This is a genomic window from Caulobacter sp. FWC26, from assembly GCF_002742645.2.
Taxonomy (GTDB): domain Bacteria; phylum Pseudomonadota; class Alphaproteobacteria; order Caulobacterales; family Caulobacteraceae; genus Caulobacter.
Window position 1 is genome coordinate 361,785 of sequence record NZ_CP033875.1, and the last position, 24,644, is coordinate 386,428.

At 65.0% G+C, this 24,644-nt stretch carries 22 protein-coding genes; 17 read left to right on the top strand and 5 right to left on the bottom strand.

Going from position 1 to position 24,644, the window contains the following annotated elements:
- The first annotated feature begins 141 nt into the window (after nt 1–141).
- From CSW63_RS03425 to CSW63_RS03435, 3 genes are all read left to right on the top strand, one after another.
- Nucleotides 142–1,593 (top strand): amino acid permease, encoded by a 1,452-nt coding sequence (locus tag CSW63_RS03425; protein WP_168193730.1) that lies wholly within the window; start codon nt 142–144, stop codon nt 1,591–1,593.
- 112 nt (nt 1,594–1,705) lie between these two features.
- Nucleotides 1,706–2,854: an acyl-CoA dehydrogenase family protein gene (locus tag CSW63_RS03430; RefSeq protein WP_062095119.1), complete on the top strand. Its 1,149-nt coding sequence runs from the start codon at nt 1,706–1,708 to the stop codon at nt 2,852–2,854.
- Nucleotides 2,855–3,064: 210 nt separating this feature from the next.
- Nucleotides 3,065–4,669, top strand: a complete 1,605-nt coding sequence (locus CSW63_RS03435; protein WP_062095121.1) for a globin-coupled sensor protein — start codon at nt 3,065–3,067, stop codon at nt 4,667–4,669.
- Nucleotides 4,670–4,827: 158 nt separating this feature from the next.
- On the opposite strand, the gene CSW63_RS03440 is transcribed toward CSW63_RS03435, so the two are convergent.
- On the bottom strand, nt 4,828–5,139 hold the full coding sequence (locus CSW63_RS03440; RefSeq protein ID WP_062095123.1) for a hypothetical protein: 312 nt from the start codon (nt 5,137–5,139) through the stop codon (nt 4,828–4,830).
- Nucleotides 5,140–5,482: 343 nt separating this feature from the next.
- Between CSW63_RS03440 and CSW63_RS03445 the strand changes: the two genes are divergently transcribed.
- From CSW63_RS03445 to CSW63_RS03505, 13 genes are all read left to right on the top strand, one after another.
- The gene (locus CSW63_RS03445) at nt 5,483–7,456 is read left to right on the top strand and encodes a methyl-accepting chemotaxis protein (protein WP_062095125.1); all 1,974 of its coding nucleotides are present in this window, start codon (nt 5,483–5,485) and stop codon (nt 7,454–7,456) included.
- A complete protein-coding gene (locus CSW63_RS03450; RefSeq protein WP_062095127.1) occupies nt 7,457–7,744 on the top strand; it encodes an STAS domain-containing protein in 288 nt (95 codons plus the stop codon).
- Complete coding sequence (locus tag CSW63_RS03455) at nt 7,741–8,106, top strand: response regulator (protein WP_062095129.1); 366 nt, start codon at nt 7,741–7,743, stop codon at nt 8,104–8,106. The genes CSW63_RS03450 and CSW63_RS03455 overlap by 4 nt, the downstream gene beginning before the upstream one ends.
- A 67-nt stretch (nt 8,107–8,173) precedes the next feature.
- On the top strand, nt 8,174–10,426 hold the full coding sequence (locus CSW63_RS03460) for a chemotaxis protein CheA (protein ID WP_062095131.1): 2,253 nt from the start codon (nt 8,174–8,176) through the stop codon (nt 10,424–10,426).
- 3 nt (nt 10,427–10,429) lie between these two features.
- A complete protein-coding gene (locus CSW63_RS03465) occupies nt 10,430–10,897 on the top strand; it encodes a chemotaxis protein CheW (RefSeq protein WP_062095133.1) in 468 nt (155 codons plus the stop codon).
- The gene (locus CSW63_RS03470; RefSeq protein WP_062095135.1) at nt 10,897–11,778 is read left to right on the top strand and encodes a protein-glutamate O-methyltransferase CheR; all 882 of its coding nucleotides are present in this window, start codon (nt 10,897–10,899) and stop codon (nt 11,776–11,778) included. The genes CSW63_RS03465 and CSW63_RS03470 overlap by 1 nt, the downstream gene beginning before the upstream one ends.
- A complete protein-coding gene (locus tag CSW63_RS03475; RefSeq protein ID WP_062095137.1) occupies nt 11,778–12,812 on the top strand; it encodes a chemotaxis response regulator protein-glutamate methylesterase in 1,035 nt (344 codons plus the stop codon). The genes CSW63_RS03470 and CSW63_RS03475 overlap by 1 nt, the downstream gene beginning before the upstream one ends.
- 3 nt (nt 12,813–12,815) lie before the next feature.
- Nucleotides 12,816–13,205 (top strand): response regulator, encoded by a 390-nt coding sequence (locus CSW63_RS03480; RefSeq protein WP_010918325.1) that lies wholly within the window; start codon nt 12,816–12,818, stop codon nt 13,203–13,205.
- On the top strand, nt 13,202–13,765 hold the full coding sequence (locus tag CSW63_RS03485; protein ID WP_062095139.1) for a chemotaxis protein CheD: 564 nt from the start codon (nt 13,202–13,204) through the stop codon (nt 13,763–13,765). The genes CSW63_RS03480 and CSW63_RS03485 overlap by 4 nt, the downstream gene beginning before the upstream one ends.
- Nucleotides 13,766–13,768: 3 nt before the next feature.
- Entirely contained in the window at nt 13,769–14,152 is a 384-nt protein-coding gene (locus CSW63_RS03490) for a hypothetical protein (RefSeq protein WP_062095141.1), read from the top strand.
- 6 nt (nt 14,153–14,158) lie between these two features.
- The gene (locus CSW63_RS03495; protein ID WP_062095143.1) at nt 14,159–14,761 is read left to right on the top strand and encodes a response regulator; all 603 of its coding nucleotides are present in this window, start codon (nt 14,159–14,161) and stop codon (nt 14,759–14,761) included.
- Complete coding sequence (locus CSW63_RS03500; protein WP_062095145.1) at nt 14,758–15,228, top strand: hypothetical protein; 471 nt, start codon at nt 14,758–14,760, stop codon at nt 15,226–15,228. The genes CSW63_RS03495 and CSW63_RS03500 overlap by 4 nt, the downstream gene beginning before the upstream one ends.
- Nucleotides 15,229–15,495: 267 nt before the next feature.
- Nucleotides 15,496–18,510 (top strand): TonB-dependent receptor, encoded by a 3,015-nt coding sequence (locus tag CSW63_RS03505; RefSeq protein ID WP_062095147.1) that lies wholly within the window; start codon nt 15,496–15,498, stop codon nt 18,508–18,510.
- A gap of 81 nt (nt 18,511–18,591) precedes the next feature.
- On the opposite strand, the gene nagA is transcribed toward CSW63_RS03505, so the two are convergent.
- Genes nagA through CSW63_RS03525 form a run of 4 tightly spaced genes read right to left on the bottom strand, consistent with a single transcriptional unit; the run spans nt 18,592 to nt 21,700 of the window.
- Entirely contained in the window at nt 18,592–19,728 is a 1,137-nt protein-coding gene (nagA, locus tag CSW63_RS03510; RefSeq protein WP_062095149.1) for an N-acetylglucosamine-6-phosphate deacetylase, read from the bottom strand.
- Nucleotides 19,728–20,804 (bottom strand): SIS domain-containing protein, encoded by a 1,077-nt coding sequence (locus CSW63_RS03515; protein WP_082749415.1) that lies wholly within the window; start codon nt 20,802–20,804, stop codon nt 19,728–19,730. The genes nagA and CSW63_RS03515 overlap by 1 nt, the downstream gene beginning before the upstream one ends.
- A gap of 28 nt (nt 20,805–20,832) precedes the next feature.
- Nucleotides 20,833–21,576: a GntR family transcriptional regulator gene (locus CSW63_RS03520; protein ID WP_062095151.1), complete on the bottom strand. Its 744-nt coding sequence runs from the start codon at nt 21,574–21,576 to the stop codon at nt 20,833–20,835.
- 55 nt (nt 21,577–21,631) lie between these two features.
- A complete protein-coding gene (locus CSW63_RS03525) occupies nt 21,632–21,700 on the bottom strand; it encodes a hypothetical protein (RefSeq protein WP_127847007.1) in 69 nt (22 codons plus the stop codon).
- A gap of 123 nt (nt 21,701–21,823) precedes the next feature.
- On the opposite strand from CSW63_RS03525, the gene CSW63_RS03530 reads away from it, so the two are divergent.
- On the top strand, nt 21,824–24,493 hold the full coding sequence (locus tag CSW63_RS03530; protein WP_062095153.1) for a TonB-dependent receptor: 2,670 nt from the start codon (nt 21,824–21,826) through the stop codon (nt 24,491–24,493).
- The last annotated feature ends 151 nt before the right edge of the window (nt 24,494–24,644 follow it).

A 24,644-nucleotide genomic window follows, 5' to 3' on the forward strand; every position in this document is an offset into this window, starting at 1 on the left:
GGCTGAGAACGAAAGCCGCTCCATGGTCCGCATTGAGAGCCTGTCCGCTTCGGATCTCGATCCGAAGCGGTTAAACAGGCTCGCTACAATTTGCAGAGCATGGCGGACGCCGAAACCGCTGACACTTTCGGCTGCCATGCTCTGGTCGGAGGGACCCGAAAAGTGAGCTTCTGGACGCGCCGCAAGGCCATCGACACCATCACCGCCGGTCATGCGGACAGCCATCAACTGAAGAAGACTCTGAGCTGGCCGCACCTGGTGGCTCTGGGCGTCGGGGCTATCGTCGGCACCGGCATCTACACCCTGACCGGCGTCGGGGCGGGCCTGGCCGGGCCGGGCGTGATCCTGTCCTTCCTGATCGCCGGCGCCGTCTGCGCCTGCGCGGCCCTCTGCTACGCCGAACTGTCGACGATGATCCCGGCCTCGGGCAGCGCCTACACCTACAGCTATGCGGCGATGGGGGAGCCGGTCGCCTGGTTCGTCGGCTGGAGCCTGATCCTAGAATACACCCTGGTCTGCGCGGCGGTCGCCGTCGGCTGGTCGGCGCACGCGCACGGCCTCTTCAAGATGATCGGCTTCCCCGACGCCCTGCTGGCGGGTCCTCACCAGGGCGGGCTGATCAACCTGCCGGCCGTGTTCATCTCCATGGCGGTTGCCGGACTCCTGGCGCTCGGCACCCGTGAGAGCGCCACGGTCAACATGGTGCTGGTCTTCGTGAAGATCATCGCCCTGATCGTCTTCGTCGTGCTGTGCCTGCCAGCGTTCAACATCGCTCACTTCACGCCGTTCATGCCCAACGGTTTCCAGGCCCACGTGCCGGAAGGCGCGGCCGGCGACGCGGCCAAGATCGGCGTGATGGCCGCCGCCAGCCTGATCTTTTTCGCCTTCTACGGCTTCGACGCGGTGTCGACCGCCGCTGAAGAGACCAAGAATCCCAAGCGCGACCTGACCATTGGCATCGTCGGCTCGATGGCCGCCTGCACCGCGATCTACATGATCGTCGCCGCCGTCTCGATCGGCGCCTCGCGCACCGAGATCTTCTCCAAGAGCGAGGCCCCGCTGGTCTTCATCCTGGAGAGCCTGAACCACGGCAGGATCGCCCAGCTGGTCGCCCTGGCCGCCGTCGTGGCGCTGCCGACCGTGATCCTGGCCTTCATGTACGGCCAGAGCCGGATCTTCTTCGTTATGGCGCGCGATGGCCTGCTGCCCCGCGCGCTGTCGAAGGTGAACGCCAAGACCGGCACCCCGGTGATGATGACCCTGCTGACCGGCGTGCTGTCGGCGGTGCTGTCGGGCCTGCTGTCGCTGAAGGACATCGCCGAGCTGGCCAACGCCGGTACGCTGTGGGCCTTCATCGCCGTCGGCGCCTCGGTGATCCTGCTGCGGTTGCGCGAGCCGAACCGGCCTCGGGTGTTCTCGACGCCGTTCTGGCAGGTCGTGGCGCCGGCCGGCATCCTGGGCTGCCTCTATCTGTTCGTCAGCCTGCCGGCCAAGACCCAGCTCTACTTCCTCTACGCCCACCTGATCGGGGCGGTGATCTATCTGGCCTACGGCATGCGCAAGAGCGTGCTGGCCCAGCAGGAACGGGCGTAAGGGAAGGCTTCCATTCTCGAGGACCATCGCTACAGTTCCCGGCAAAACAAGCGTTTGACGCCACCCCTCGCGGCCTCCGCGAGGGACCAGGGAATTTCGGGAGACGAAGCGTATGGCCCTCGATCTGGAAACTCGTGAACAGCTGATCGACACGGTCGCCCGCTTCGTGGCCGAGCGCCTGCGTCCGATCGAGGCCCAGGTGGCCGAGAACGACGCCGTTCCGGACGATGTGATCGAGGAGATGAAGGGTCTTGGGCTCTTCGGCCTGACGATCCCGGAAGAGTTTGGCGGGCTTGGCCTGACCATGGAGGAAGAGGCGCTGGTGGCCATTGAGCTGGGCCGCGCCTCGCCGGCCTTCCGCTCGGTTTTCGGCACCAATGTCGGGATCGGCAGCCAGGGCCTCGTGATGTTCGGCAACGCCGAGCAGAAGGCCAAGTGGCTGCCGGGGATCGCCTCGGGCGAGGTGATCACCTCGTTCGCCCTGACTGAACCAGAGGCCGGTTCCGACAGCGCTGCGGTGCAGACCCGCGCCACGCTGGACGGCGACCACTACATCCTGAACGGCTCCAAGCGCTACATCACCAACGCTGGCAAGGCCTCGCTGTTCACGGTGATGGCGCGCACTAACCCCGAGGCCAAGGGCGGGGCTGGGGTCTCGGCCTTCCTGGTCCCGCGCGACCTGCCGGGCCTCACGGTCGGCAAGCCCGAGAAGAAGATGGGCCAGCAAGGCGCTCATATCCACGACGTGACCTTCGACAATGTCCGCGTGCCAGCTTGGAACCGTCTGGGCGCGGAAGGTGAGGGCTTCAAGGTCGCCATGCAGGTGCTGGACCGCGGCCGACTGCACATCGCCGCCGTCTGCGTGGGCGTGGCCGAGCGCCTGATCGCCGACTGCGTGGCCTACGCTTCCGAGCGCAAGCAGTTCGGCCAGCCGATCGCCAGCTTCCAGCTGATCCAGGCCATGATCGCCGACAGCAAGACCGAGGCGCTGGCGGCCAAGGCGCTGGTGTTGGAGACCGCTCGGAAGCGCGACGCCGGGGTCAACGTCACCCTCGAAGCCGCCTCGTCGAAACTGTTCGCCTCGGAGATGGTGGGTCGCGTGGCGGACAGGGCGGTGCAGGTGTTCGGCGGCGCCGGCTATGTCGCCGACTACGGGATCGAGCGGCTTTATCGCGACGTGCGGATCTTCCGCATCTACGAAGGCACCAGCCAAGTCCAGCAACTGATCATTGCGCGTGAGACTCTGAAGCGCGGCGGGTGAGTGCGACGAGCGGTCGCATCAGCGGCTGAGTGGGCCTAGGCTGTCGATAATCCGCGCCTTTCCGAGCGTGGGCCTGACGGCTTGAGGCGTGCAATCGGTTGCAACTCTGGGGTCTGTGCGGCGAGGTGTCGCGCTCCTGGCGAGAACATTTAATGCCTGATTAAGGATCAGGGCAGAGACTTCCTCTACGTGAAAACGACGGGGACGGCCATGAGCCAGGACTATGCGATCGGTGAACGCACGGCGTTCATGGGCATCGATGACAAGGCACGATCGGCGCTCCGCGATCTCCGTCCGGTCATCCGGGCCGAGATCGGCAAAGCGCTGGCGAGCTTCTATGGCAAGGTCCGGACCACCCCGGAGACGCGCGCGTTCTTCAGCGACGAGCGCCACATGGACGCGGCCAGCGCCCGTCAGCAGACGCACTGGAGCGTGATCGCCGAGGGGGACTTCAGCGACGACTATGTGCGGGCGGTTCGCGCGATTGGCCAGACCCACGCGCGGATCGGCCTGGAGCCGCGATGGTACATCGGCGGTTACGCCGTGGTCGGAGACCATCTCGTCCGGGCCGTGATCGACTCCATGTGGCCCAAGGGGCTGCTGGCCAAGGGCGACTCTCGTCAGGCCGGCGAGGCGGTCGCGGCGTTGATGAAGGCGATCTTCCTGGACATGGATTTCGCGATCTCGATCTATCTGGAAACCCTGGATAACGAACGAAAGCGGCTCGAGGCGGAGCAGCAAGCGGCTCAGGCGCGGCAAGAGCAGGTCGTCACCCTGCTGGCCCGAGCGCTTGATCGTCTGGCCTCAGGCGATCTGCTGGCCCGCCTGGATGGCGACGTTTGTAGCGAGTTCCGGAAATTGAAGGACGACTTCAACCACGCCGTGGAGCTGCTGGACCAGGCCATGTGCGGCGTGGGCGGCGCTACGGAAGGCATCCGCTCCAGCACCGAGGAGATCAGCGTCGCGGCCGACGATCTTTCGCGGCGCACAGAACAGCAAGCCGCCAGCCTGGAACAGACCGCTGCGGCCCTGGACCAAATCACCGCCACCGTCCGCCGCTCGGCCGCCGGCGCCAAGCAGGCGCAGGACGTCGTCGCGGGCGCCAAGACCGACGCCGAGCGCTCGGGCGCCGTCGTCAGCCAAGCCGTGGCGGCGATGGGCGAGATCGAAACGAGTTCACGGGAGATCGGCAACATCATCGGCGTGATCGATGAGATCGCATTCCAGACCAATCTCCTGGCCTTGAACGCGGGGGTCGAAGCCGCCCGAGCCGGTGAGGCGGGCAAGGGCTTCGCTGTCGTCGCCCAGGAGGTTCGAGCGCTGGCTCAGCGCTCGGCCGAAGCCGCCAAGGAAATCAAGGCCCTGATCAACACCTCCACCAAGCAGGTCGAGGCCGGGGTCAACCTGGTGGGGCAGACCGGCGAGGCGCTGCGCGGCATTGTCTCGAAGGTGGCGGAGATCGACGAACTGATCGCCCAGATTTCCGTTTCAGCCCAGGAACAGGCCGGCGGTCTTCACGAGGTCAATACGGCCGTGAACCAGATGGATCAGGTAACTCAGCAGAACGCGGCCATGGTGGAGCAGACGACGGCCGCGACCCACTCGCTCAAAAGTCAGACTGGAGAATTGGTCCGCCAGGTCGAAAGTTTCCGAACTTCCGCCGTCCGTCGCTCGGAACCGAAGCCAACCACGCGCATCGCGCCGGCGCCTGTGGCGAGTCCGCCGCCTCGCCCCACGATGCGCCCCGGATCCGCCGCTCCCCCTTCGCGCAGCTCAGCCGCCGTTGCGCTCAAGGAAGAGTGGCGGGAGTTCTAGGGTTCGGGCCGCCGGGGCAGGACCATCAAGGGCGCGGCGTTTTGACGCGGGTGATCTCCGTCGGCAGCCGTCCGGAGCCTTTTGAGTAAGCGCTAGAAAGCAGAACGCCCCCGTCGACCAAGTCGACGGGGGCGCTTTGTGTTCCTTCGGAAGGACGCTTACGCGCCGCCGGGGAAGCGGAACGGAACCTTCACTGTGCCGGTCTTGGCGCCCATCGGCAGCTTTTCGGCGATGCACATGGCGGCCTTGTCGAAGCCCTTGCCCGCAGCGCTGTTGTCCACGACCTTGCAGTCCGAAAGCTTGCCGCCGTCGGCGTTGCACTCAAGCATGACTTGCGCGGCGTCGCGCGTATTGGCGAACTGCTGCAGGCAACGGCTCATTTGATCTTCAAAACCACCGGCGGCCGAGGCGGCCTGGGCGACGAAAAAGCTGCCAGCGATTCCCGCGGCAATAGCGATCGGATATTTCATCCCGCTGCTCCTAGTAATAAATTCACGTCCCATGGACGATGCGCCAACCGGACGCAGGAGCAATCTCGCAGGTGCGAGTTAAGATATCCTGAGTAGCACGGCAATATTCAATATTTACTTTCGGCTAACCATGATCACCACGTGCGGGATTCTCGATCCAGACCGGGCGCTTTATAGAATCCGCGCGTTCAGGGCTGCGACTAAATGACCATTCAGCCCAGAACCGACCGGAAAGCGCCGCCTTCCCTTAACCAAGTCAGAGTCTGTTAGGACTCTATCGGGATTATTCCACTTCAGTTTGGCGATCCGTGGGCACGGAGCGCTGGTTGGAGGGGACCTCGCGATGAAACGGATACGTCTCGTCGATCTACCGTTGATCATCAAGATCGGCTTCGCGCCGGCGTTCGCGCTGTTGATGCTGGCTCTGATGGCCGGCGGCGCCATCATGGTTCAGAAAAGCCAGTCGGCTGCTCTGAAGCAGGTCGTGGAAAGCGACATGCGGCAGAACTTGGAAATCCAGCGGATTTCCAAGCGCATTTCGAACATCAACGGCGAACTGTTCGTCGTGATGACCCACAAGGCCGGCAATATCGACGTCGATAAGAACGATGCGCGTATGGCCGCCGTTCTCGCCGAGACCGATGCGGTCAAGAAGGATCTGGTCGCGCTGAAGAGCAAGCTGCCGGCCGCCGAGCAGCCGAAGATCGCCGAGTTGATCAAGTCGCTTGAGGAATGCCGCAGCGCGATCGACACCGTCAGCGGGATGATCGGCGTCGATTTCAACATGGCGGCCGGATTCATCGCGCCGTTCGAGGAACAATACGCCAAGATGACCGGTCAGCTGGACCAGGTCGTCGCCGCCGCCAATCAGCGCATCGAGACCGAGACCGCCAAGCGTCAGGCCCAAGCCACCGCCGCTATGAGCGTCACCGTGGTGATGTCGCTGCTGACCCTGGGCGCGGTCGGCGCGCTGGCGTTCCTGACCGTGATGACGACCCGCAAGTCGATCAACGACATCGCCGCCGCCACCGACAAGCTTTCCAAGGGCGACAATGCCATCGACTTGGAGAAGATGACGCGCGGTGACGAGCTGGGCGCCATCGTCACCGCTCTGAAGGTCTTCCGCGACAACCAGCTGCACCTTGAGCAGCTTCGCGCCGAGCAGGAGAAGTCAGCGGCCCTCACGGCCGATGAACGTCGCGCCAAGGAAGCCGCCGCCGCCGCCGCCGCCAAGGAAGCGTCTCTGGTGGTGTCCAACCTGGCCGAGGGTCTGGAAAAGCTGGCCTCGGGCGATCTGACCTTCCGGGTCACCGCCGATTTCCCCGGCGACTACCGCAAGCTGAAGGACGACTTCAACGCCGCCATGGGCTCGCTGCAGGAGACGATGAAGGTCATCGCCGCCTCGACCGACGGCCTGCGCACCGGCGCCGACGAGATCGCCCACGCTTCCGACGACCTGTCGCGCCGTACCGAACAACAGGCCGCCAGCCTGGAAGAAACCGCCGCCGCGCTGGACGAACTGACCGCCACGGTGCGCCGCACCGCCGCCGGCGCTCGTCAGGCCTCAGACGTCGTCTCGACCACCCGTGGCGAAGCGACGCATAGCGGCCAAGTCGTACACCAGGCAGTCTCGGCCATGGGCGAGATCGAGAACTCGTCCAAGCAGATCAGCCAAATCATCGGGGTCATCGACGAGATCGCCTTCCAGACCAACCTCCTGGCGTTGAACGCCGGCGTCGAGGCCGCCCGAGCGGGCGAGGCGGGCCGCGGCTTCGCTGTCGTCGCGCAGGAAGTTCGCGCCCTGGCTCAGCGCTCGGCCGAGGCGGCCAAGGAAATCAAGACGCTGATCTCCAGCTCCACGCAACAGGTCAGCCAAGGGGTGAGCCTGGTTGGTCAGACAGGCGAGGCGCTGCAGCGCATCGTAGCGAAGGTCGGAGAGATCGACGCCCTGGTCACCGAGATCGCGGCTTCGGCTGCGGAGCAGGCCACGGGCCTGAACGAAGTGAACACCGCCGTGAACCAGATGGACCAGGTCACGCAGCAGAACGCCGCCATGGTCGAGCAGTCGACCGCCGCGACCCACTCGCTGAAGGGTGAGACCGCCGAGCTGGTGCGACTGATGGCTCGCTTCCAGGTGGGGGGCGGTTCGTCGGCCTACGCCCGTCCGGTCGCCGCCGACACGGCCCAACACGCCCCGGCGCGCAATCCGGTCGCCGAGCAGCAGGCGCGCCTGAACACCTTCGCCCGCCCGGGCCGGAGCAGTGGTTCGGCGGCCGTCGCACAAGCACCCGCGACCGACGGGTGGGAGGAGTTCTAAATGGCCGCCGCAATCGCGCTGCCCGAAAATCTGGACCTAAAGGCGGCCGGGCCGCTGAAGGCCGCTCTGCTGGAACGTCGCGGCGCGGCGATCACGGTCGAGGCCGATCAGGTTCGCCGACTTGGCGGGCTTTGCCTGCAAGTGCTTCTGGCCGCCCGCAAGGCCTGGGATCAGGACGGTCAATCCTTCTGCATTAAGGGGCCTTCCGAGGCCTTTGTCGAAACCACCCGTCTGTTTGGCGCCGCAGGGGCGCTCCTTTCGGCGGAATTCCAAGGAGCTGAATCGTGACGCGTACGATTCTCACGGTCGATGATTCCCGGACGATGCGGGACATGCTGCGCATGGCCCTCGCCGGCGCGGGCTTCAACGTGGTCGAAGCGGTGGACGGCGAGCATGGTCTCGAAGTCCTGTCCGCTCATCGACCCGATGTGATCATCACGGACATCAACATGCCGAAGCTGGACGGCTTCGGCTTCATCGAGGCGGTGCGCGTTGACGACGATTACCGCGCGATCCCGATCCTGGTGCTGACCACCGAAAGCGATCCGGCCAAGAAGCAGCGGGCTCGTGAAGCCGGCGCGACGGGTTGGATCGTCAAGCCGTTCAACCCGGAAAAGCTGGTCGACGCCATCCGACGCGTCGCCGCCTGATCCAGGTCACGGACCAGTACGCCGTTTTTGATTACCCGTTGCTAGACGCGAATTAGGACTCACGGGAATGGACGAGCTAGAGGCCATCAAGGTCACCTTCTTTCAGGAGTGCGAGGAACTGCTCGCCGACCTCGAAGGCGGTCTCCTGGCCATGGAAGAAGGCGCGGGCGACCTAGAGACGGTCAACGCCGTGTTCCGCGCCGTCCATTCGATCAAGGGCGGCGCCGGGGCCTTCGGCCTCGAGCCGCTGGTGCGTTTCGCCCACGTGTTCGAGACTCTGCTGGACGCCGTCCGCGGCGGGTCGGTGCCGAACACGGTCGAACTGGCCGCCGTGCTTCTTCGCGCTTCCGACATCCTGGCCGACCACGTCAGCGCCGCGCGCGGCCTTGGCGACGTCGACATGGCCGCCTCCGCCGCCATGGCCGCCGAACTGGCGCAGTGGACTGATCCGAACGCAGCGCCGGCGGCCCCTGCGCCCGTCGCTGCTGCGGTTCCTGTCGAGGAAGCCGCGCCCATCGTCATCGGCGCCGATGACGATGCGATGGAAGAAGACGACCTCGGTTTCGTCTTCGTTCCGCAGACGATCACGGTCGAAGCCCAGGCGGCCGACGCCGAGTTGATCCCGTCGAACGTCTGGACGGTGTCGATCCGTCCGAAGTCCGACCTTTATCGCAAGGCGAACGAGACCGCGCTGCTCCTGCGCGAACTGAACCGCCTTGGCCCGATCAAGGCCACGCTGGACGACAGCGCGTTGCCGGCTCTGGAGAACCTCGACCCTGAGGCCGCCTTTGTCACCTGGAGCGTCCGCCTCGAGACCGAACAGGACGAGAGCGCCATCCGCGAGGTCTTCGAGTTCGTCGATGGCGACTGCGATCTCGAGATCACCCGGGGCGAGGCCTCTGTCGAAGCAGCGGTCGCCGCCCTGATCACCACGACCGAGCCCGTGGCCGCCGTCGAGCCGCCCGCTCCGGCGCCGGTCGAGGTCGCCGCGCCGGTCGCTGAAGCGCCGCCGGTTGAAGCCGCGCCGGTTGTCGAGGCCGCCAAGGCCGCCGCCGTCGCCCCGCCGCCGCAAAAGGCGACCCCCGTCGAGGTGCCGGGTCCCGGCCAATCGGTGATCCGCGTTGACCCCGAGCGCATCGATCGCCTGATCGATCTCGTCGGCGAACTGGTCATCAACCAAGCCATGCTGGCGCAACGCGTCGGCGAATATGGCATCGCTCCTTCCTCCAACCTGGCCATGGGTCTCGACGAGCTGGAACAGCTGACGCGCGAGATCCAGGACAGCGTAATGGCCATCCGCGCTCAGCCGGTGAAGTCGGTGTTCCAGCGCATGCCGCGCCTGGTTCGCGAAGTCGCCAACATGACGGGCAAGCATGCCCGCCTGGTGATGGACGGCGAGAACACCGAAGTCGACAAGACGGTCATCGAGCGTCTGTCCGACCCGATCACGCACATGCTGCGCAACGCCATCGACCACGGGCTGGAAAGCCCCGAGGAGCGCAAGGCGGCCGGCAAGAACCCCGAAGGCGTCGTGCGCCTGGCGGCTCTGCACCGCAGCGGTCGGATCGTCATCGAGGTTTCCGACGACGGCAAGGGCATCAACCGCGAGCGCGTCTTCGGCATCGCCGTCAAGAAGGGCCTGATCGCGCCCGATCTGCAGCTGACCGACGAAGAGATCGACAACCTGATCTTCCTGCCGGGCTTCTCGACCGCCGAAAAGATTTCGGACGTGTCGGGCCGTGGCGTTGGCATGGACGTGGTCAAGCGCTCCGTTCAGGCCCTGGGCGGCCGAATCTCGATCTCGTCGCGTCCGGGCCAAGGTTCGACCTTCACCCTCAGCCTGCCGCTGACCCTGGCCGTCCTGGACGGCATGGTGGTCGACGTCGCCGGCGAGACCCTGGTCGTTCCGCTGGCCGCGATCGTGGAAAGCCTGCGTCCCAAGCCGGAAGAGGTCCGTCCGCTGGGTCCGGTGGGTTCAGTGCTGGCTGTCCGCGACAGCTTCGTGCCGCTGATCGATGTGGGCTTGACCTTGGGCTACCGCGAGGAAAGCCCGCATCCGACCGACGGGGTGGTTCTTCTGGTCGAGGGCGAGGACGGTTCGCGCGCCGCCCTGGTGGCCGACGCCATCCATGGCCAGCGCCAGGTGGTCATCAAGTCGCTGGAACAGAACTATCAGCAGGTCGAGGGCGTGGCCGCCGCGACGATCCTGGGCGATGGCCGCGTGGCCCTTATCCTGGACGTCGACGCCACTATCAACCTGCGCCGTCGCGAGGGGGGCGCGCCGCGTCCCACCGAGCCCAGCCTGATCGCAGCGGAGTAAGTCATGACCGATCATGCCACCGCCACCAGCGCTGATCGCCGCGAACTGATCTCCTTCCGCGTGGGCGAGCAGGAGTACTGCGTCGACATCATGGCCGTGCGCGAAATCCGGGGTTGGAGCCCCGCGACCACGCTGCCGCAGTCACCCAGCTACATGCGCGGGGTTATCAACCTGCGCGGCGCGGTGCTGCCCATCATGGACTTGGCGTGCCGCCTGGGCATGCCGGTGATCGAGCCGACCGTCCGCAGCGTGTTCATCGTGGTCAAGGCCGGCGATCGCACGGTGGGTCTGCTGGTCGACGCGGTGTCCGACATCCTGTCGATTAACGACGATATGATCCAACCGACCCCCGACGTCGCCTGCGACGCCGTCCGCAGTTTCGTCCGAGGGATCATCTCGGTCGAGGGACGCATGATCAGCGAAATCTCGCTCGATCGGATCTTGCCTGAACGGGAGGCCCTGGCCGCCTGATGTCTTCTGTCTCCGCGCCTATTTCGGACCGCCGCGAAGCCATCGTCGATGGCGAGTTCGCGTTCACGTCCCAAGACTTCAAGCGCATCGCCGCGCTGCTCTACGATCTGGCCGGCATCAGCCTTCCGGACAGCAAGGCGACCTTGGTCTATTCGCGTCTGGCCAAGCGCCTGCGCTCCCTGGGCATGCGCTCCTTCAACGAATACTGCGCGTTCGTCGCCAGCGAAAAGGGGCACGACGAAAGCCAGGAAATGCTCCGGGCGCTGACCACCAACGTCACGCGCTTCTTCCGCGAACCGCACCATTTCGACGACCTGCGCGCCAATGTTCTCGAGCCCATGGCCGATCAGGTTCGCGCGGGCCGCCGTTTGCGTCTTTGGTCGGCCGCCAGCTCGTCGGGGCAGGAGCCCTACTCGATCGCGTTCACGGTGCTGTCGGTTTGGCCGAACGCCGCCGATCTCGACATCCGGATTCTGGGCACGGATATCGACACCAACGTGCTCGCGACCGGACGCGCCGCCGTCTACGACGAGTCCCTGCTGGAGGGCATTCCGGCGGCCGCGCGCGGTCAGTATTTCGAACGCGACGCCAGCGATCGCCGGAGCTGGCGTGTCTGCGAGGCCGCCCGAAGCCTGGTCGCGTTCCGCGAACTAAATCTCAACGGTCCGTCCTGGCCAATGAAAGGCCCGTTCGACGCCATCTTCTGTCGGAATGTCGTGATCTATTTTGATGAACCCACTCAGGAGCGCGTCTGGAACCGGTTCGCGCCGCTCGTCGCCCCCGGCGGTCGCCTCTATGTCGGTCACTCCGAACGGGTCGGTACGTCCGTGACCGCGTTCGAGAGCTGCGGCCTGACCGCCTATCGGAAGGTGGGGCGCTAATGGCCAAGATTCGCGTTCTCGTCGTCGATGACTCCGCCACGATGCGGAGCCTGATTTCGGCGGCCCTCAATCGTGACCCGGATATCGAGGTGGTCGGCGGCGCCGGCGACCCGTTCGAGGCGCGGGGCATGATCAAGGCCCTGAACCCCGATGTCGTCACGCTGGACATCGAGATGCCGAACATGAACGGCATCGACTTCCTCGAGAAGATCATGCGCCTGCGGCCCATGCCGGTCGTCATGGTCTCGACCTTGACCCAGGCCGGCGCCGAGATGACGCTGCGAGCCTTGGAACTGGGCGCCGTGGACTGCGTGGGCAAGCCCGCCGACGCTACCGGCACTCAGGAAGCGCTGGCCGAGATCGTCGCCAAAGTGAAGATCGCGGCGCGCGCCTCGGTTCGCACCAACGCCGGCGCCGCGCCCAGCGCGGCCGCGCCGCGCCGCAAGGACTTCATGCCCTCGGGCGACATCGTGGCGATCGGCTCGTCGACCGGCGGGGTGGAAGCTCTGCTGACGATCCTGCAGCTGTTCCCTGAGACCTGCCCGCCCACCGTCATCACCCAACACATGCCGGCGACCTTCACCGCCAGCTTCGCCGCACGCCTGGACCGCTCGAGCGGCGCCAAGGTGCAGGAAGCCACCGATGGCGCGCTGCTGGAGCCCGGCAAGGTGTATGTCGCACCAGGCGGCGCCACACACCTCGAGGTCGTTCGCTCGGCCGGCCTGCGGTGCCGTCTTGTCGCGGGCGATCCGGTGAGCGGTCACCGGCCTTCGGTGGACGTTCTGTTCAACTCGGTGGCCAACGCGGTCGGCGACAAGGCGGTCGGGGTCATCCTGACCGGCATGGGCCGCGACGGCGCGCAGGGTCTCCTGAGCATGCGCAAGGCCGGCGCAAAGACGCTGGGCCAGGACGAAGCAAGCTGCGTCGTCTACGGCATGCCCCGTTCCGCTTTCGAAATTGGCGCCGTGGAGAAGCAGGTCAGCCTGTCCTCCATGGGCCAGTCCATCCTCGATTTGGCCTCCGCGAGGCGATAGACCATGCCGCAAGCTAGCACCATCTCCGTACTCGTGGTCGATGACCAGCTCACCATGCGGGCTCTGATCCGCAATGCGCTGCAGCAGATCGGCTTCAAGGACATCCGTGAGGCTCCCGATGGCGAGGAGGCTCTCAAGAACCTTCTGGCCAAGCCGGCGAACCTCGTCATCTCGGACTTCAACATGCCGAAGATGGATGGTCTGGCGTTGCTGCGGGCCGTTCGCTCGCACCCGCCAATCCGCCAGACCGCGTTCGTCATGCTGACGGGCCGCGCCGACCGCGAGCTGGTGCAGCGCGCCGTGCAGTTCGGCGTCAACAATTACTGCGTCAAACCCTTCACCGTCCAAGGGCTGAAGGAAAAGATCGAGCAAGTGTTCGGGCAGCTCACATGACGTCATTCCATCACGACGACCCGGAACGGGCGATCAAGGTTCACGTGACGCAAGGTGAGAGCCATGTGTCGACCGACCCCAACGTGGTGATGACCACGGTGCTGGGCTCCTGCATCGCCGCCTGCATCCGCGATCCGCAGAGCGGTGTCGGGGGCATGAACCACTTCCTGTTGCCCGACTCTGGCGATGGCCGGCGCGACGGCGACGCCGTGCGTTACGGCGCCTATGCGATGGAAGTGCTGATCAACGACCTCCTGAAGCGCGGCGCGCGTCGCGAGCGTCTTGAGGCGAAGATCTTTGGCGGCGCCAAGCTGTTCGATGGCCTGTCGGACGTGGGCGCCAGCAACGCGGCTTTCGCCGAGCGCTTTCTGCGCGACGAAGGCATCCCGATCGTGTCGTCCAGCACGGGCGGCGTCTCCGCCCGCCGAGTCGAGTTCTGGCCGGCTTCGGGCCGTGTCCGTCAGCGCCTCGTCGCCGTCGATAACGCGCCGCAGGACGTCCGCCGCCCGACTCCTCCGCCGATGCCAGCGGTGGCGAGCGGCGACGTGGATCTGTTCTAGTTCATGGCCGTATCGCCGCTTCAGACCGACACGACCGTTCCGCCGGAAGAGCATCTTTTGGTTGGCGAGTTGTCGCGTCGTCTGGCGGCGGAATTGGCGTCGGCCGCCGCCATCTGCCAGGACTGCGAGCATCTCGTCGGCGACTTGGCCGACGGCGGCGCGGCCTTGCCCAGCTTGACCAGGCTGCAGGCTCTGGACGAGCTCAGCCAACGCCTGCACGGGCTTTCCGCCGTGCTGCAGCGCATTGGTCAGCATGCTTCCGGCGAATGGAGCCTGTCGATCGAGCCGTTGCTGGAAGGCCTGGGGTTGTCCGATCTGGTCGTGCGGCTGCGGGCCAGCGAGCAGGCGGCCTGGGAAGCCGAGGCCGGCGAGTTGGATTTTTTCTAGGCGCCGATGACAGACGCCCTTCTTCCCTCGACCCGGATCAATCTCGAACGGGCGACGGTGCTTGTGCTGGACGATAACGGCCCATCGCTGGATATTCTGTCCCAGGTGGTGTCCGGCTTCGGCGTCAAGCAATTGCACCGCGCCGAGAGCGTCGCCGACGCCCAAGGCCTGATCAGGACCAAGACCTTCGATCTGGTGATCAGCGACGTTCAGATGCCTGTCACCGACGGCATCGAGTTCATTGAGTGGCTGCGACGCGAGGGTGGCGAAACCAACCGCTTCATCCCGGTCATCCTGGTGACTGGCCACACGCGGACCTCCCAGATCTTCAAGATCCGCGATGCAGGCGCCAACTATGTGGTGGCCAAGCCGATCACGCCGAAGGTTCTGCTGGAGCGGATCTTCTGGGTCGCGCGCGAGGACCGCGCGTTCATTGAGTGCGACACGTTCGTTGGTCCCGACCGTCGCTTCAAGCATATGGGCCCGCCACCGGGGACGGATGGCCGGCGCAAGGACGACCTTCCGGCGGAGGTGGGCGAGGCGCAGACGCCCAACCTGTCCGATGATGAGATCAGCAACATGATGCGCCCAGCGAAGGTGCAGATATGACCGTCCGCAAGTTCCGCCCCCCGAACCGCCTGGCCAAGATGATCAAGGAGCGTGGGGGAATCCTCGCCCAGGACGCCATCGCTGCGGCGGAGGCCGGTGTCGAATCGCTGCGCGAAGCCTCGATCGCTGCGCTGGACTCGACGTTGGCCGAGATCGAGGCGCGATTTGGCAAGGACGCGGAGGGACGGGCCTCGGAGTCGTTCGAGAGCCTTTACGTCCTTGCCTCGCGCATCATCGATGTCAGCGCCTTTGTCGACGGCACCGGCCTGGATCGCGCGGCGATGTCGTTGTGCGGCCTCGCGGACAACTGCGCCGAGGCGGGTGCATGGCGCTGGGACGCGGTTGATGTCCATCTCAACGCGTTGAAGCTTCTGCGCAGCGTGGGCGCGAGCTTGCCCGCCGCGCAACGCGATTCGATGCTTCAGGGTCTCTACCAGGTCAGCCATTTCCGCCCGGACGAGGGCTGAGCGCTCGCGTCTCACGAGTCATTGTGTCGGAAACGCAACGGCGTTCGCAGTCTCTTGGCTTGTGACAGCATTGTGGCCTTGTCGGTTGGCTCTGCCTTTGTTAGCAGTCTGATACCGGTGTCAAAAACCTAGATCTGTTTCTGACACCGGTGGCAAAAAGCGAAGACTGCAAGGCCTGAGCCGATTTCGTGGGAAGGACGCGAGATCGAGACGAAGGCCAAGGCGGCGGCGACGTCGTCGTCCAATGGTCGAACGGGAGGAGGTTCTATGTCCAAGAATACCAAGGGACGCGTGCGCGCCCTGCAATACGGCGTCTCGGGCGGCGCCCTGGCGCTGGCGATGGCCTTCGCTGGCGCGGCGAGCGCGCAGACCGCTCCGGCCGCCGCGGCGGATGATCAGGTCGAAGCCGTCGTCGTCACCGGTTTCCGCGCCTCTCTGGCCAACGCCCTGGACGTCAAGCGTCGTGAAAACGACCTCGTCGACGTCATCAAGGCGCAAGACATCGCCGACTTCCCCGATCTGAACCTCGCCGAGTCGCTGCAGCGCGTGCCGGGCGTCTCGATCGACCGTGACGGCGGCGAAGGTCGCACCATCACCGTCCGCGGCCTGGGTCCCGACTTCACCGTCGTGCGTCTGAACGGCCTGGAAGCCCTGGCCACGACGGGCGGCAAGGACGGTTCGGGCGGCGCCAACCGTGGCCGTCAATTCGACTTCTCGATCTTCGCCTCCGAACTGTTCAACAGCGTCACCGTCCGCAAGTCGACCTCAGCGATGAACGAGGAAGGCTCGCTGGGCGCGATCGTCGACCTGCAGGCCGCCCGTCCGTTCGACTTCAGCAAGTTCACGATGAGCGCCAGCGCCAAGGTGGGCTGGAACGATCTCTCGCGGAAGAGCGACCCGCGCTACACCTTCCTGATCAGCAACCGCTGGGACACCGGCATTGGCGAAATCGGCGCGCTGTTGTCAGTCGCCTACGCCACCCGTGCTCAGCGTGAAGAGGGGTCCTCGACCGGCCGCTGGGAAAACCCGTCGGTCCGCTTCAACTCCTCGACGGCCTTCCCCTGCACGGGCGCGGCCTACAACCCGGTTAGCGGCCCGGCCCTGACCTGCGCCCAGATCGGCACGGTCACGGGCGGCACCAACCCGACCGTCACGGCCGCCTCGGGCACCGCCAACAATCTCTGGCACCCGCGGATCCCGCGCTACGGCCGTCTGGACTACGATCAAGAGCGTCTGGGTGTGACCGGCTCGCTGCAATGGCGCCCGAACGACCGCTCGACCCTGACCTTCGACGCGATGCTGGCCAAGTTCCAGAACAATCGCGACGAGACCTATCTGGAAATCATCTCGTTCAGCCGCAGCGGCGCGGGCCTGCCGCAGACCGACGTCGTGAACTTCACGGCCGACGGCAAGGGCACTCTGATCAAGGGCACCTTCGATGACGTCGATGTCCGCACCGAGTACCGCCACGACACGCTGAAGACCGAGTTCAATCAGTTCGCCCTGACCTATGACACCAAGTTCGGTGAAGGCGGCAACCTGAAGCTCGGCTACGGCCAGTCGCGCTCGATCCAGGACAACCCGGAACAGACGACGTTCTCCTTCGAGCGCTACGACAGCGACAACTACAGCTACGACTACTCGGCCAACGACAAGCTGCCGAACTTCAACTACGGCTTTGATCCGACGAACCCGGCCAACTACGTCTACAGCGCCAGCAACGCTCTGGGCGACGCTTCGCTGCTGCGCATGCGTCCGAGCAAGGCGGTCAATACGTTCAAGACCTTCTTCGCTGACGTCGACTACCAGATCCTCGATGGCTTCAAGCTGCGCTATGGTGCGAAGTACAAAGAGTACGGCTTCAGCTCGTGGGAGAAGCGGCTGAACTCCCGCGTTCTCGCCGGCAACTCCGCGACGACGTTCACCAACGAAGCCGCCTTCGGCCTTCCGCCCGGCGTCACCGTTGCAGACGTGTCGCGTGTGATTACCGGTTTTGGTCGCGGCCTGGACATTCCTGCGGGCGTGCCGACATCGTGGCTGGCTCCCGACCTCGACAAGCTGCGCCAGAAGCTGGGTTACGACTGCAACTGCGTGAACGCCAACGGCGACTTCCGTCTCAGCGTCCTGAACCAGTTGGGCGCGATGCGGGCGATCACCGAAAAGGACACTGCGCTCTATATCCAGGGCGATTTCGACTACGATGTCTTCAACATTCCGGTGCGCGGCAACTTCGGCGTTCGCTACGTCAAGACCGAGCAGGAAGCGACTGGCCACTACAGCACCGGCAACACGACGCAGACCGTCACGACGCTGGGCGGCACGTTCAGCCAGCGCGTGCCGATCGATGCGGTGCAGACGGTCAAGCGTCAGTACACCAATACCCTGCCGTCGCTGAACATCTCGGCGCAACCACTCGAGAACTTCTTCGTCCGCTTCGCGGCCGCCAAGGTGATGACGCGTCCGCAACTGCCGAACCTGTCGCCGGGCTACAGCGCGATCAGCCAGTCGGCCCAAACCGTCACTCGCGGTAATCCGGACCTCAACCCGATGCTGTCCAATAACCTGGACCTGAGCTTCGAGTGGTACCCGGACAAGGAGACGCTGTTCTCGGTCGGCTTCTTCCAAAAGGACATCAAGTCCTACATCCAGACTTCGTCGGTCGCTGTGCCGTGGGCCGAAACCCAGTTGCCCGACAGTCTGCTGTCGAACGGCAATGCGCCCGACACGCTGTTCACGGTGACGACCCAGATCAACACCCCTGGCGGCAAGCTGAAGGGTTACGAAATCTCGCTGCAGCGTCCGTTCTCGTTCCTGCCGGCGCCGTTCGACGGCTTCGGCGGCATCGTGAACTACACGCACGTGCAGAGCGACATCCAGTACGTGATCGCCAACCCGGTCTATTCGGGGACCCCGCGCGTCCTGGTCACGCCAGCCGTGATGCTGACCCAGCCGCTGGTGAACCTGTCGCCCGACGCCTACAACGCGACGCTCTACTACGAGAAGAGCAACTTCAAGGCGCGCGTCTCGGCCTCGTATCGTGACCCGTACCTGATCCAGGTGGCCCCGTCGGCGACCAACAACAACGATGTCCGCATCAAGGAAAAGACGCTGAACATCGACAGCCAGATCAGCTACGCCTTCAAGAACTTCACAGTCACGTTGGAAATGATCAACCTGACCGATGAAAAGGACAGCAAGGTCGACGACTCGACCCGCATGATCTCGGAAGAGTACGTGCACTACGGCCGTCAGTACTATCTGGGCGTGAAGTGGAAGTTCTAAGCTTCCACGGCTCTGAAGGCTAAATAAGAAAAGGGCGCAGACCTCACGGTCAGCGCCCTTTTTTGTGCCGGGTGGAGCGAGTCAGGCCTCGAAGCCGTCGATCCAGGTCGAGACGACCTCCAGGCGATCATCCAGCAGGCAAAGGTCGGCCGCGTAGCCCGACGCGATACGTCCACGCCGCTGGCCGAGGCCCAAGAAGGTCGCCGGGGCTTGGCTGGCCATCATCACCGCCTGCTCAAGCGTCAGTCCAAGCAGGCTGATCGCGTTGCGAACGGCCGTGATCATGTCCAGGTCCGATCCGGCGAGCGTGCCGTGGTCGTCGACGCAGACGCCGTCGACGACGCGGATCGCGCGGCCCTGAAGGTTGAAGCGCTTGTCGGCCATCCCCACGGTCGGCATGGCGTCGGTCACCAGCATGAAGCGGTCCAGCGGCCGCGTGCGCAGCGCGATCTTCAGTGTCACCGGGTCCACGTGACGGCCATCGACGATGATCCCGCACCAGGCCTCCTGGCTCTCCAGCGCCGCCCCGACGGCGCCGGGCTCGCGGCTGGTGAGGGGAGACATGGCGTTGAACAGGTGGGTGAAGCCTGCAAGACCCTGATCCAAGGCCTGCCTCATGGTCGGGTAAAGCGCATTGGTATGGCCCGCCGCGACGACCACGCCCGCATCCGTCAGTCGTCGGATCATGTCGGGTGTCGTGCGCTCAGGCGCGAGGGTCACCAGGGTGGCGCCAAGCTTCAGAGACGACAACAGCGCTAGAGCATCTTCGTCGATCAGCCGGAACTTGTCGGCGTCGTGGATGCCCTTGCGCTTCGGATTCAGGAACGGGCCTTCGATGTGAAGACCTAGGACGCCAGGCACGCCGCGCGCGATGGCCTCTTCTGTCGCCCGCATCGCTTGATCGACAACGGCGAGGTCGTCGCTGATGAGCGTGGGTAGAAAGCCTGTCGTGCCGAAGCGCCGGTGCGCCGCCCCGATCGCCGAGATGGCTTCGACGGTCGGCGCATCGTTGAAGAGGACGCCGCCACCTCCGTTGACCTGGGTATCTATGAAGCCAGGAACCAGCACGCCGCCCTCAAGGTCGCGATGCTGGGCGTTCGTGGGGATCTCACGCGACGCGACGATCCCCGCGATGACCCCGTTCTCGACCAGGACGGCCTTGCCTTCGACGACGCCAGCTTCCGTCAGGATGCGGCCATTGACCAGAGCTGCCAGCATCAGACGGTTTCGGTCACCTTGTTGAGATGGGGAGGGCTGTCGGGATTGTAGCCGCGTGCGACCGACAGCGCATTGGCCATGCGGTAGAAACTCTGGATCATCAGGATTGGCTCAAGCACTGGATGGCTGGACAGAGCCGGCAGAACGCCTGCGCTCGGTTCACCGGAGCCCGCCAGCAGGACCTCTGCGCCTCGCGCGCGGAGGTCAGCGGCCATGGCGTCGACACTGGCGCGGCTTTCGTCGTTCTGAGCGAAAACCAGGGCGGGGAAGCCATCCTTCACCAGGGCCATGGGGCCATGCAGAACCTCGGCCGCGCTGAAGGCTTCGGCATGAAGGCCGCAGGTCTCCTTGAACTTCAGCGCCGCCTCCAGCGCCACGCCGAAGCCGACGCCGCGACCGAGAACATAGAGGTTGCAGGCCGTCTGTAGTCGCTCGACGGCGACAGACCAGTCGAGCGCCCAGGCCTCGGCGAGTTGGCGCGGAAGCCCGTCAAGCGCCGAGGCGAGCTCGGCGTCCGCCGTCCACGCCGCAATCAACTGAGTCACCGCGACGAGGGCGGCGATGTAGGACTTGGTCGCTGCGACACTGAGCTCGGGACCGGCGTGCAGGGGGATCACCGCGTCGGCCAGCTCCGCCAGGGGCGAATCCTCAACATTGACCAGCGCTACGGCGTAGGCGCCCGCCGCCTTGGCGGACCTGACGGCGGCTAGCAGGTCAGGGCTCTTTCCCGATTGTGAGATCGCCAGGACCAGCGCGCCGTCCAGGTTGGGCGAGGCGTCATAAACCGAACTGACCGAGAGCCCGGCCGACGAGGTCAAAACCCCCGCCCTGGTCTCGATCAGATAGCGGGCGAAGGTGGCGGCATGGTCGCTGCTGCCGCGCGCACAGGTGACGACGACGCGGGGCGGCTTGGCGCGCAGGCGCTGGGCCAGGACCTCGATCCGGGCCCTGTTCGCGGTCAACTGACGAGCGGCGACCGAGGCGGCCTCGCCCGCCTCGTGGAACATGCGGGTGGACTCGGGCGACAGTCCCGTGGGCGCGGGGGTCTCAGGACGGGTCAAGGCAGTCGCCTCCAAGCTCTACTCCTCGGTCTTCTGGTCGTACTCAGGACAGGGCGTTCAGTTCCGCGACGAAGTCGTAGGCGTCGCCGCGGTAGTACGATTGGGTGACCTCGACCGCTCGCCCATCCTTGAGAAAGCCGCGGCGTTCGATCAGCAGGCCGGCGTCCTTGACGGGCACGCCCAGAAGGTCGGCCTGCTCGGCCTGGAACAGCACCGCGCGAAGTCGCTGCAGCGCGCGCACCGGGCGATGGCCGGTGGCTTCAAGCGCCTCGTACAGCGAGGTGCCGACAGCGTCCGTGGAGGGCAGGGCGAACGCCGCGATCGTCGTATACTCCACGGCCATCGGCGCACCGTCGGCATAGCGGATCCGGGCGAAGCGATAGACCGGCGTTCCGGGCGAGAGGCCCAGCGTCAGGGACTCTTCCGGCGTGACCTGTCCCTCGCCGCGACTGATCCACTCGCTGCGAGGCACGCGGCCGCGCGAGATCATGTCTTCGGTGAACGATGACAGCTTAGAGAAGCTCTTTTCGACCCGCGCGGCGACGAAGGTGCCGGCGCCCTGGCGGCGGGTCAGCAAGCCCTCGCTGACCAGGCCGTCCAGCGCCTTACGCACCGTGATGCGCGAGATGCTGAACTCCTCGGCCAAGTCACGCTCGGCGGGCAACGCGTCGTCGGGGGCCAGGACCTTTTTCTGGATCGCGTCCCGGAGCGCGCGCTGGAGCTGCCGGTACAAGGGCGCATGATCGTCGGCGGCGTTCAGGCGGCCAATTCGCTCGGCAAACGTCATTGCATCCCCCTTCCTTGCTCAAGCTCTCTGCGGTCTCGGCGGTGTAGAACCATTCTCATACCAATAACAACTTGGTCTGCAATTGGTTTCTTTTTGGCCTTGTCATTCGAGAAATTTCCGTCACAGTCGCGTTCCGAGGCCTGAGAAGTATCACTTTCTGCGGAGCCTCCCAGAAAATTGGTATCACATTGGAATTGGATTTCTGATCCAGGTCCGGTGGGCCCGGCATAATGGGGAGAAGCCGAGTATGAAGACTATCCGTAAATCCGTCCTGGCGGCGTCCGCCAGCGTGATCGTGGTGATGATCGCCGCGCCGGCGATGGCGCAGAGCAGCGGCAATCAGGTGGAAGAGGTGGTCGTCACCGGCATCCGCGCCTCGCTGCTGCAGTCTATAGAGTCCAAGCGCAAGGCCGACGCCATCGTCGACGTCGTGACTGCGGAGGACGTTGGCAAGTTCCCGAGCACGAACGTCGCTGAAGCGCTGACGATCGTTCCGGGCGTCACGGTTGATCGCGCTTTTGGTCAAGGTGAGAAGGTCAGCATCCTGGGCACCGACCCGGCGCTGAATCGCACCTTGCTCAACGGCCAGACCGTCGCTTCGGCAGACTGGTTCATCCTCGACTCTCCGGGCCGCACCTTCAACTACGCCCTGCTTGCGCCGCAGATCGTCGGCAAGGTCGACGTCTACAAGTCGCCTGAAGCGCGCATCGACGAAGGCAGCATCGGCGGCACGGTCATCGTCAACACCCGCAAGCCGCTGGACCTGAAGTCGGGCACGATCGCCGGCGCGGTGAGCTATCTCTATACGGATCGCTCCAAGAAGGGCGATCTGCAGGGTTCGTTGCTGGCCAGCTGGAAGAACGCCGACAGCACCTTCGGCGCGAGCTTCTCGGTGCAGCGCGCCGAAGACCAGCTGCGTCGCGACGGCGTCGAGACCTACGGCACGATCGCGGCCAATCAGTGGGCCGGCGGCAACCCGGACAATCCGGTCGACTCCCGCACCAAGGGCTGCGTCGGCTCGTGCGCCAGCACCCTGACGGCGAACCTCAATGCGCGTAGCCCGAACGCTTTTGGCGCTTCGTACTTCGAGCAGGGCCGCACGCGCACGACCTACACGACATCGCTGCAGTACAAGCCGAATGACCAGCTCTCGCTGGAGTTCAACTGGCTGAAGGTCGACGCCGACTACGACAACACCAACCAGTCGATGTACGCCTTCCAGGGCAACACCTGGAACAGCCTCGGCGCCCTGACGGGGTTGACCGTCAACAACGGCGTCGTCTCCAAGGCTTCGTTCAACAATGCGCTCAGCGTGCTCGACGTGCAGTACCGCGAGGCCTCGCTGAAGTCCGACACCTTCCACCTGAAGGGCGGCTACAAGGGCGACGGCTGGGACCTGAACGGCGAGGTCGGCAAGTCGAGCGCCGACGGCGGCACCAAGCGTCAGGTGTTCCTCGAGTTCCTGAACTGGGCCAGCTACACCGTCGACATCAGCGGCGCGCCAAAGAGCCCGGGCAGCCTGACCTACACCACCAATGTGATGGGCAACCCGGCCGCTTTCGCAACTGATCCGGGCTGGAGCGGCAACCTCGTCAGCAAGCCCACCTCGGATGAGGAAAAGTACGCCCAGTTCGACTTCGGCAAGGACTTCGACGGCGTCATCCAACGTGTGCAGGTCGGCTACAAGCGTCGTGAACACCAGACCGGCCAGCGGTATGCCGGCATCGCCATCACCGGCGTCGCCGCTCCCGCCTCGTCCTTCAATCCCTCGACCGTGCCGAGCAACTATCTGAAGGGCTTCGACGGCGTCGGGACCCAGATGCAGAACCGCTTCCGCATCGACGGCAATTCGATGGTGTCTTATGTCCAGAGCGGCAAGTGGCTGGCGGCGGGCGCGACCATGCCCCAGCCGTCGATCTTCGCCGCCGCCGAGTTCACGGCCGGCAACTGGAACATCCAGGAAGATATCGACGCCCTTTACGCCCAGGCCAACTTCAAGGCCGACAACGTGCGCGGTAACTTCGGCGTCCGCTACGTGAAGACCTCGGTCGACAGCGCCGGCTACGTCTGTAAGCCGGGCGCGCCTTGCAACAAGGCCGCTGACTGGACCTGGCAGTCGACCAAGAAGAGCTACGACAACGTCCTGCCCAGCGTGAACATCATCGTCGACGCCCGCGAGGACCTCGTGCTTCGCTTCGCGGCGGCGCAGGTGATCGCGCGTCCGAACTATTCGGACATGACCAACTACTTCTGGCTGTCCGACGGCATCCTGACGGGCGGCGGCGGCAACCCGGCGCTGGAGCCCTATAAGTCGAGCAACTTCAACGCCTCGGCCGAGTGGTACTTCCAGCCTCAGGCGATCCTATCGGCCGAGGTGTTCTACAAGGACATCTCCAACTACATCCTGCAGCGGACTCAGCCGGAATCGTACTTCAACCAGTCGCAAGGCAAGGTCACGACCTATCAGATCAGCCGTCCGTTCAACGCGGGTTCGGCTGAGGTGAAGGGTCTGGCGCTGGCCTATCAGCAGACCTTCGGCATGGGCTTTGGTCTCCTGGCCAACTACACCTACGCCGACGCCTCGGGCCAGTCGGGCGCGCCGCTGCCCTACAGCTCGAAGAACCAGGTCAATCTCAGCCCCTTCTACGAGAACGGTCCGTTCTCGGCCCGGGCCACCTTCACCTGGCGCTCGAAGTACTTCACCGGCGTCGATCGCGGCGACGACATGTTCGTCAAGGCCTCGAAGACGCTGGACGCCACCGTGGGCTACGCCGTGACCAAGAACATCACGATGTCGGTCTCGGGCCAGAACTTGCTGGACAGCGAGTACTACGCCTACGCCAACACCACGGCCCTGCCGCGCGGCGTCTACCGCACGGGCCGTAAGCTGCAAGCTACGCTGAACGTCGCGTTTTAAGGCGTTCAGCGACCGGAGGCTTCGGCGCCGTCGAAGCCTCCAATGTTTGCGCATTGATCCAACCCCTCCTGACTGCAAGCATGGAGCTGGGGCGGGGCGACCCGGTCGTCCCGCCCGCTTTTTGCCGGCCGTCCAAGACCTTCCCTGCGAG